Origin of the sequence: Xanthomonas axonopodis (genome assembly GCF_001304695.1) — a bacterium.
GTDB lineage: Bacteria > Pseudomonadota > Gammaproteobacteria > Xanthomonadales > Xanthomonadaceae > Xanthomonas > Xanthomonas axonopodis.
This window is the reverse complement of the sequence record NZ_JFAQ01000182.1, coordinates 1-8,088: the sequence shown is the minus strand read 5'-3', so window position 1 is coordinate 8,088 and position 8,088 is coordinate 1. Positions and strand designations below refer to the sequence as shown.

Below are 8,088 nucleotides of genomic sequence, written 5' to 3'. Positions count from 1 at the left end.
GCGGCGCAAACCCGCATCGGGCGGCTTGGTTCACTCGGACCAAGGGTCGGTCTACACCAGCGAGGACTGGCAGAGTTTCCTGGCCTCCCATGGCTTGGTATGCAGCATGAGTCGGCGCGGCAACTGCCACGATAACGCCCCGGTAGAGAGCTTCTTCGGCCTGCTCAAACGCGAGCGGATCAGGCGGCGGGTCTACCCCACCAAAGACGCCGCACGCGCCGAGGTGTTTGACTATATCGAGATGTTCTACAACCCAAAACGCCGCCATGGTTCAACCGGCGACCTGTCCCCTGTAGAGTTTGAACGGCGCTACGCGCAACGAGGGTCTTGAGTGTCTACGGAACCCTGGCCGTATCACTCCTCGGTGGCGAGGCTAGCCATGCACGTTGAGTGAGCAGGCAGGTTGTGTGGGCTTTTTTGTGGAGATCTCCTTCCTTGGTGAGGACAGACTCAGCACCCTTTTTACCGTTGCCCACCAGCGCCAGCCGCCAAAAGCTGACCAAGCAGCTTGGAGCCGATGGTTGCCCGGTGCACCTTGGCCTCGGTATTTCCGAGGGCGTGCATCATCTCTTCCCAGCGTGCCCCCAGGTTGACCTCCCTGGCCGTCTTCAGGTGGACGGCGGTCAAATGCTTGTAGTGAAGCACGCGCAGGCCAGCGGGGGTCACCGGTTTGTCGGTATGTATGTGGACGAACCAGGGCGCGGGATTGTCTCCATTGGACTGCGGCGTGTGCTCGATACGCACCTCGAATAGCCTGCCACGGTCGCCACGGTCGCCCTCCGAACGAAGCAGGTTTGGCGCCGTGATGCGTGCCAGCCCATTCATCGCCAACAGGCGCTCCAGATGTGGCGCACGTGGCTGCGGATCGGTCTTGAGCGCATCGGCTTGGCGCCGTTCGAAATCGTGCTCGATCCTCTGGAGAAGACGCAGCCGCGTGTCGAGTTGTTCGATGCGCCCGTCGCCTGCACGGAGCCTGCTTTTGAGCTGCAGCAGACGCTCACTCGATCCAAACCAGCCCTGCATGCGGGTCCTGGCAAAATCGAAAGCCGTTGCCGCGTCATGTCTGGAGTCGTCGATCAGTCGCTCTACGTCGGTGGTGTCCTTGCCAAGGCGCTTGGCGAGCGCGATGAAATCTCCCCCGAGTTCTGCCACTGGCAACGACTCCAGGGGAGCGCTTCTCAGTACCTCGTCGGCCTGTTTTTGCGCTGTGCTGCGCTCATCGACGACCCGCTGCGCGGGCACTGCCGCCGAGCTGGAAGCACCAGGCGTGCGCATGCGCCCCTTGCGCGACCTGCTCGATTTGCCTGCTGTCGTTGTCGGCACGCTTGGGGTGATTGACGCCGGTACCTGTTCGGGCGAAGACGCTGGCGCGCTAATCAGCTGTCTGTCCTGGACGGAGAACTGGCACATGTCAAGAATCGCCTGGCGTTGGTCGGCAAGTGCCTGTGCGAGATCGAGCATCGTTGGCCATAGATGATCTCTGTCATGCCCCCCGTCCTCGATGAGAGCGGCGGCATCCATACACAGCTGCGTCGCTGCACGGCCGCGCATCTCGGCATATTCGACAAGCACATTCTTGTACGTGGCCAGCATCTCCGGCGTCAGCGAGTGTTCGGTTGAGAGAAAACGTTCAAGATGAATCTTGGTCAGCTCATTGAGCGCTTGTCCGACCTTGACTTCCATGCACCTGTCTATTTCTTCAAGCGAGTTCAGTCGATCCATTACTTGTGGCAAGCCGCAACTTCTGGCTTGATCGGAGAGTCTTCTTGCATATATTTCGTACAGCATTCCACGAACGGTTTGCATCCGCGTGTAACAAGATCCCATCGTGATACTGATGAGCCGCAGGTGAGACTTCAGATGGTCGGACGGCTCCCGATTCGTCATCGGCGACTTGATACGTCGGAAAACCTCTTCAATCGCTGCAATGGCATCAAGAAGATGAGCGCGTATTGCATGCCACGATTCCGGCTGCTGCAGTCGGATGGCTTGGATATTAAAACGCGCAAAATCGCCGCTATGCGTAAGCACAGAACCCAATTCCTGGATCAATTTCTGATCGATCATTTTTTCGCATGACACATAGTTCATCGCTGCGGCTTGTCCGAGAGACGAGACCAATCGATTCTCGTGGGCTTCGATGTCGGAGGAGGACATGCGGCGTTGAATCTTGAGCTCGCTCAGTGCCTGCAGGCCTTGTCGAGCGGATTCGATCGCCGACGCGCCGGACCTGAGCCTTGCTTCAAGAGATCTTATATCCGCCGACTCCATAGGCGCTACGTTTGTGACCAGGTGATTGAACAGTCGCAACCTGGCCGTGGCCCTATTCAACACCTCGAACTGATCGGGTCCTTCTGAGGCAGGCGCCGATGTAAAGAGCAACGCCCTGGCGTTAGCGGATGATGATGCACGCGCATTGGCTCTGGACGCTCTGGCCGGCCTCGGCGCTCTGATGGCAAGCCCACTGAGCTGCGCAGAGGGCGCCACTATGTCGTTAGACACGCTCGCGTTTGTAGCCGCATCCTGTGGCGCCGCCGCTGGCTGATTGGACTGCGCGGGATCCACTGGAGTTTGGTTGGTCGCTCGAACTCTCGGCACGGTGCATCTCCGATATTGTCATTCAATTGCCACACATGACGCCCTGATGTGCCTGTTCTCGGCAGACGCGAGACCTGGTTGTCTGGGTATGCGACGGGACGTTGGCCGCCGTGGCTATCCCTGCCCACCAGTGCCAGCCGCCCAGAGTTGACCGAGCAGCTTGGAGCCGATGGTTGCCCGGTGCACCTTGGCCTCGGTATTTCCGAGGGCGCGCATCATCTCTTCCCAGCGTGCACCCAGGTTGACCTCCCTGGCCGTCTTCAGGTGGACGGCGGTCAAATCCTTGTAGTGAAGCGCGCGCAGGCCAGCGGGGGTCACCGGTTTGTCGGTGTGTATGTGGACGAACCAGGGCGCGGGATTATCTCCATTGGACTGCGGCGTGTGCTCGATACGCACTTCGAATAGCCTGCCACGGTCGCCACGGTCGCCCTCCGAACGAAGCAGGTTTGGCGCCGTGATGCGTGCCAGCCCATTCATCGCCAACAGGCGCTCCAGATGTGGCGCACGTGGCTGCGGATCGGTCTTGAGCGCATCGGCTTGGCGCCGTTCGAAATCGTGCTCGATCCTCTGGAAAAGACGCAGCCGCGTGTCGAGTTGTTCGATGCGTTCGTCTCCTGCACGGAGCTTGCTTTTGAACTGCAGCAGACGCTCACTCGATCCGAACCAGCCCTGCATGCGGGTCCTGGCAAAATCGAAGGCCGTCGCCGCGTCATGTCTGGAGTCGCCGATCAGTCGTTCTACATCGGTGGTGTCCTTGCCAAGACGCTTGGCGAGCGCGATGAAATCTCCCCCGAGTTCTGCCACTGGCAACGACTCCAGGGGGGCGCTTCTCAGTACCTCGTCGGCCTGTTTTTGCGCTGCGCTGCGCTCATCGACGACCCGCTGCGCGGGCACTGCCGCCGAGCTGGAAGCACCAGGCGTGTGCGTGCGCCCCTTGCGCGACCTGCTCGATTTGCCTGCTGCCGTTGTCGGCACGCTTGGGGTGATTGACGCCGGTACCTGTTCGGGCGAAGACGCTGGCGTGCCAGTCAGCTGTCTGTCCTGCACGGCGAACTGGCACAGATCAACAATTGCCTGGCGTTGGTCGGTAAGCGCCTGTGCAAGGTCGAGCATCGTTGGCCATAGATGATCTCTGGCATGCCCCTCTTCTTCGATGAGCGCGGCGGCATCCGTACACAGCTGCGTGGCTGCACGGCCGCGCAGCTCGGCGTATTCGACAAGCAAGTTCTTGCACAGGGCCAGCCTCTCTGGTGTGAGCGAATGCTCTGTTGAGGACATGCGTTCGATATGGACCTGGACCAAATGACTGAGCGCCTCGCCCACCTCAGCATGGTGAAGGTTGTCGATTTCTTGGAGCTGCCTCAGTCCGTCAAGCACCTGGAGCAGGCCGCAATCGCTGGCCTCATCGGCAAGTTTCCTTGAATGTATTTCGACGAGCGCTCCGCGGACGGTCTGCATCCGCTCATGGCACGAGCCCATCACCGCCCTGACGACCAGGAGATTGACCTTGAGCGCCTTATGCGGCCCCTGACCCGTCATCGGTGACTTGATGCGCTGGCAAACCTCCTCCATCGCTGCAAGGGCATTCAGAAGCTGAGCGCGCAGCGCAAGCCATGGTTCCGGTTGCTGCAGACGGAGGGCCTCAGGGGACAGCACCACCATCTCGACCCTTTGGGTATTCACATGGCTAAATTCGGTGGCCAATTTCTGATCGATCATCTTCTCGCATGCGCCGTAGTGCAGGGATGCGGCGACTGCGAGATTCGACACCAAGTAACTCTCGTGTTCTTGGATGTTGTCTAGCGGCATGCGTTTTTGCAGGTTCAGCTCGGCCAGCGCCTGCAAGCCCTGTCGCGCGGATTCGATCGCGGACGCTCCGGCCCGGAGTCTGGCTTCCAGGACCTTGATATCCGTCGGTTCCGTCGGCGCTACGGTCTGCGCCAAGTCGTTGAAGCGTTTCAGCCTGGACGAGGCCTTGCTCAATACCTCGAAAAGATCTGGTCCTTGCGGAACTGACGGCGCGGCAAAAAGTGCCGCCATGACCTCCTTGGCGTTGCTAGACGATGCCGCTGGGGGATTGGCTCTGGAGGCTCTGGCCAGTCTCCGCGGCCTGATGGCAAGCCCGCCGAGTTGCGCAGAGGGCGCCGCACTGTCGGCAGAGGCGCTTGTGGCTGCTCCCGAACCCGATGGTGTCGGTGCGGTTTGAATCAATTGCGCGGGATCGGGCGGGGCCTGCTTGGTCGATTCAATTTTAGGCACGGTGCATCCTCCGATATTGCCAGTCGATTTCCTCGCACGCGGCGTCCAGATGTTCCCCGGTCCCGGAATGTGCCTGGAACGTGGCGGTGTCGTACGCCCGGCCTTGCGAGCCAGCAGCGATGCGTGTTGCCGATGCGTCACGCAGTAACCGCGTTACCCGTGCCATGGCGCTCGATCCGCCAGCCTTATCGTGTTGCATGTTGCAGTGCCTGCGTCGCTCGCTGCTGAATCCGCCCCGCCGTTCTCGTCATGCGATGACGGATGAGGCGTGCTGCGAAATCCGCATTGTCGTTTCAACGCAAGACGCTCGACCGACACACCTGTCGATGTGCGTGACATCGCTGGCTTAGTAAACCACCGAATGCGGCGCTGTTCGCCTGCTGCGCGAATGCGTGGTGACCGAGACGAAGACGACCCGGCTGCGCACGCAGCTATTCAAGGACCAGACAAGGCGATCAAGGCATCCCCCAATAACTTGGGCACCGATCAAGACCCGTTACCACGTCCGACGCCCTTCAATGATCGGCATAACGCCAGCAACCCCAAGAAACGCGACATAAGGTTGCAACCCCGGTGAACGCGCTTCCACGGCAAGCCCTTGTTTGGAAAACACCTGATCAGGCAGTTCAAGAGAACTTGTGGGCTTGCCCCACGTATTGCGCATGCACGTTGAGATCGGCCCGCGCGCTATCCTGTTCCGGTTGAAAACTGCTGCGCACTCGCCAACGCACGATATTCGCGCGGCGTCATGCCCACCGCTTGCTTGAATTGCCGCGCAAACGCACTTTGATCGCTGAAGCCGCACGCGTGGCCGATTTCGGTTAGGCTCTTGTTTCCGTGCAACAGATGCATCGCCATCTGCAGGCGCAGCTTGGCCAGCACCTGCTGCGGCGTGAGCTGGAAGACCTTGCGGAACGAGCGTTGCAGCTTGGACATGGAAAACCCGGTGATCTCCACCAGAGCCTGCATGCGTACGTTCTGGGCGTAATTGGCGTTGAGATATGCCAGCGCAAGTCGCAGCTTTTCGTACTGCGATTCGTGCCCATCCTGCGGGCCCAGATCGCGCGAGATGCCGATGATGCCCTGCACCTTGCCATTCACCACCAACGGCCGCTTGCAGGTCAGGCACCAGCCAGGCTCACGGTTGGCGAACAGGTGGAGCTCCAGCAGGTTGTCGATCACCTCGCCGGCCAGCACCTGCTCGTCCTGATTGGCGTAATTGGCGCCCAGGCCACTGGGATAGACCTCGGCAACACGCTTGCCGATCAGCTCCTTTCGCGATTTCAACCCCAGCCGCCGCAGCATGGTCTGGTTGACGTGGGTATAGCGGCCCTCGCGATCCTTGACGAAGAACAACACGTCCGGCACGGCATCGAACAACGCTTCAAGATCGGCAGGATCGATGCTCTTCATGCGAGAGGGTTCATGCAGGGCAAGGTGCTCGAGACCGGGAAAGGCGCATCAAACCAGGCGCGCGATCGAACAATCCGCCCCTGCCGCGCCATGATACCCCGCATGCGCGATCGGCCTGCGGCCGGAGGACTTAGAGTGGCTAACAAAACGTAGCGAGCGGTCGTCAGGTGGGCGTGGACGGCGCACAGGAACCGGAGTGTACGAGGGGTACATGAGGATTCCGAGCACCGGCCGCGCCCGCCTGGCGGCTGCGCAGTAGTTTTGTTAGCCGCTCTTAGCGCGAGTTGCTGCCTGCGTCCACTGCTGCCGGTGCAGGCTTGGCATCTCCCGCCGCAGCGGTCGGGTGACCGATGCGATCCAGCGGCACCTGTCGCGCACGCCAGCTCTGCACCACCGCCGCGCCAGCCTGTGAGCCCACCTGCACGCGCAGCCGCGCGCTGCCGCCGGGCGCAATGAACTCGATCTGGCAGTCGCCAGCGGCCATGCAGCTATCGGCTGCAAGGGGATCCACCAGTTGCCAGCCTTGCTCCATCACCGCCTGCGCAAACGCGCGATACCCCATGCCGGATTTCAGCACGGCCGGCAATGGCACGCTCGCGTCGCCGCCTTGCTCGGACGACGCAGGCAGCGCCAGCGGAGCGCGCGCAGGCGCAACGGCAGGCCGCGACGCGGCGCCCAAGGCGGGACTGCAGATCAGAGCGATTGCCCACAATGCGGGGCGGAACGACGTGCGCATGCAAACGGTCCTTGCGGCCCTGGCAGGGAACTGGGAAGAGGAAGATGCGCTAGTTTGACATGCCTGTGGTGCGCTGCGGCAATCGCATTTGGGATGCATTGGCCGATGATCCGGACAGCGGCGTTGCAATCGACCCAGTCCAAGCGTGCTCATCCAGCGCGCGTGATGGCATTGGAACTGCCAACGCTCCAGATCGATAATCGTCGCCCGCATCCGTCATTGCAGCCGCCGGCAGACGCATCGATACCAGCGCGCCCACCGCCGAGCCGGTCGCCATCGTCGCACGCAAGCTGCATCATTGCGGTTTGCTCGCGGAGTTTTCGATGGCCATTGCCAACGCTTCAACCACGACGTCTTCACCGTATGCAGTCGGCCAGCTGTGGCGCTGCCGCGGGCGTCGTGCCGCCGAAACGCCGCTGCTGCTGATCAACCAGATCGATACGCACCCGCAGGGTGGCCAGATCCTGGATGTCACCATCAGCGACATCCAGGTGCGTCATGCGGGCATGCCCAACGGCACGTTGGACATGCTGCCGCACATTCCGGTGATTGCACAGACGCTGGAGCGCAGCGCTGCCGAACACGTCGGCGACAGTGCGCCCAATCAGGCGTATCTGCCCGGGTATGCCGAGTGGAAGGCGGCGTTCGACGCCGGGCGTGCCGGCTCGTTCGGGATTGCGGTTGCCGAGATTCTGGACATGAAGGCCAGCTGGCCAGGCGCGGCTAGCATTGAGCAGTTGTCAGGTGGGCATGGACAGACCGGAAAAACTGCAGCGCACGCGCGGCAATGCCGACGTCGAGTAATGGCTGCGTGCGTCCGGCAGTGCGCGCACTCCAGGCGCAACGGGCAGGATTCGGTGCCGAAACGGTGACTTAGAGCGGCTAACAAAACTACTGCGCAGCCGCCAGACGGGCGCGGCCGGTGCTCGGAATCCTCATGTACCCCTCGTACACTCCGGTTCCTGTGCGCCGTCCACGCCCACCTGACGACCGCTCGCTACGTTTCGTTAGCCACTCTAAGTCCGCCGGGATCTTAGCCGTGTCCCTGCCTGGCGAGCGGCCCGGGCCCAACTACTGCCTGA

The 8,088-nt window shown here is 61.5% G+C and carries 5 protein-coding genes, 2 other RNA genes and 1 pseudogene; 3 read left to right on the top strand and 5 right to left on the bottom strand.

Features of this window, described 5'->3' with window-relative positions:
* Positions 1–331, top strand: a 331-nt coding sequence (locus XAXN_RS15855; protein ID WP_167694812.1) for an IS3 family transposase, incomplete at its 5' end; no start/stop codon positions are given.
* A 131-nt stretch (positions 332–462) separates the two neighbouring features.
* Here XAXN_RS15855 and xopP (XAXN_RS15850) read toward each other — a convergent pair.
* From xopP (XAXN_RS15850) to XAXN_RS15830, 5 genes are all read right to left on the bottom strand, one after another.
* On the bottom strand, positions 463–2,598 hold the full coding sequence (xopP, locus tag XAXN_RS15850) for a type III secretion system effector XopP (RefSeq protein ID WP_054320266.1): 2,136 nt from the start codon (positions 2,596–2,598) through the stop codon (positions 463–465).
* A gap of 114 nt (positions 2,599–2,712) precedes the next feature.
* Positions 2,713–4,857 (bottom strand): type III secretion system effector XopP, encoded by a 2,145-nt coding sequence (gene xopP / locus XAXN_RS22565; RefSeq protein ID WP_054320265.1) that lies wholly within the window; start codon positions 4,855–4,857, stop codon positions 2,713–2,715.
* A 687-nt stretch (positions 4,858–5,544) separates the two neighbouring features.
* The gene (locus XAXN_RS15835) at positions 5,545–6,270 is read right to left on the bottom strand and encodes an AraC family transcriptional regulator (RefSeq protein WP_054320263.1); all 726 of its coding nucleotides are present in this window, start codon (positions 6,268–6,270) and stop codon (positions 5,545–5,547) included.
* Positions 6,271–6,407: 137 nt separating this feature from the next.
* A non-coding RNA gene (locus XAXN_RS21830) (sX9 sRNA) lies at positions 6,408–6,483 on the bottom strand.
* Between the two features lie 61 nt (positions 6,484–6,544).
* A complete protein-coding gene (locus XAXN_RS15830; protein WP_054320262.1) occupies positions 6,545–7,006 on the bottom strand; it encodes a hypothetical protein in 462 nt (153 codons plus the stop codon).
* Between the two features lie 218 nt (positions 7,007–7,224).
* On the opposite strand from XAXN_RS15830, the pseudogene XAXN_RS15825 reads away from it, so the two are divergent.
* Positions 7,225–7,733 (top strand): annotated as a pseudogene (locus tag XAXN_RS15825) (hypothetical protein).
* Between the two features lie 210 nt (positions 7,734–7,943).
* Positions 7,944–8,019, top strand: a non-coding RNA gene (locus tag XAXN_RS21825) — sX9 sRNA.
* Positions 8,020–8,088 lie beyond the last annotated feature (69 nt).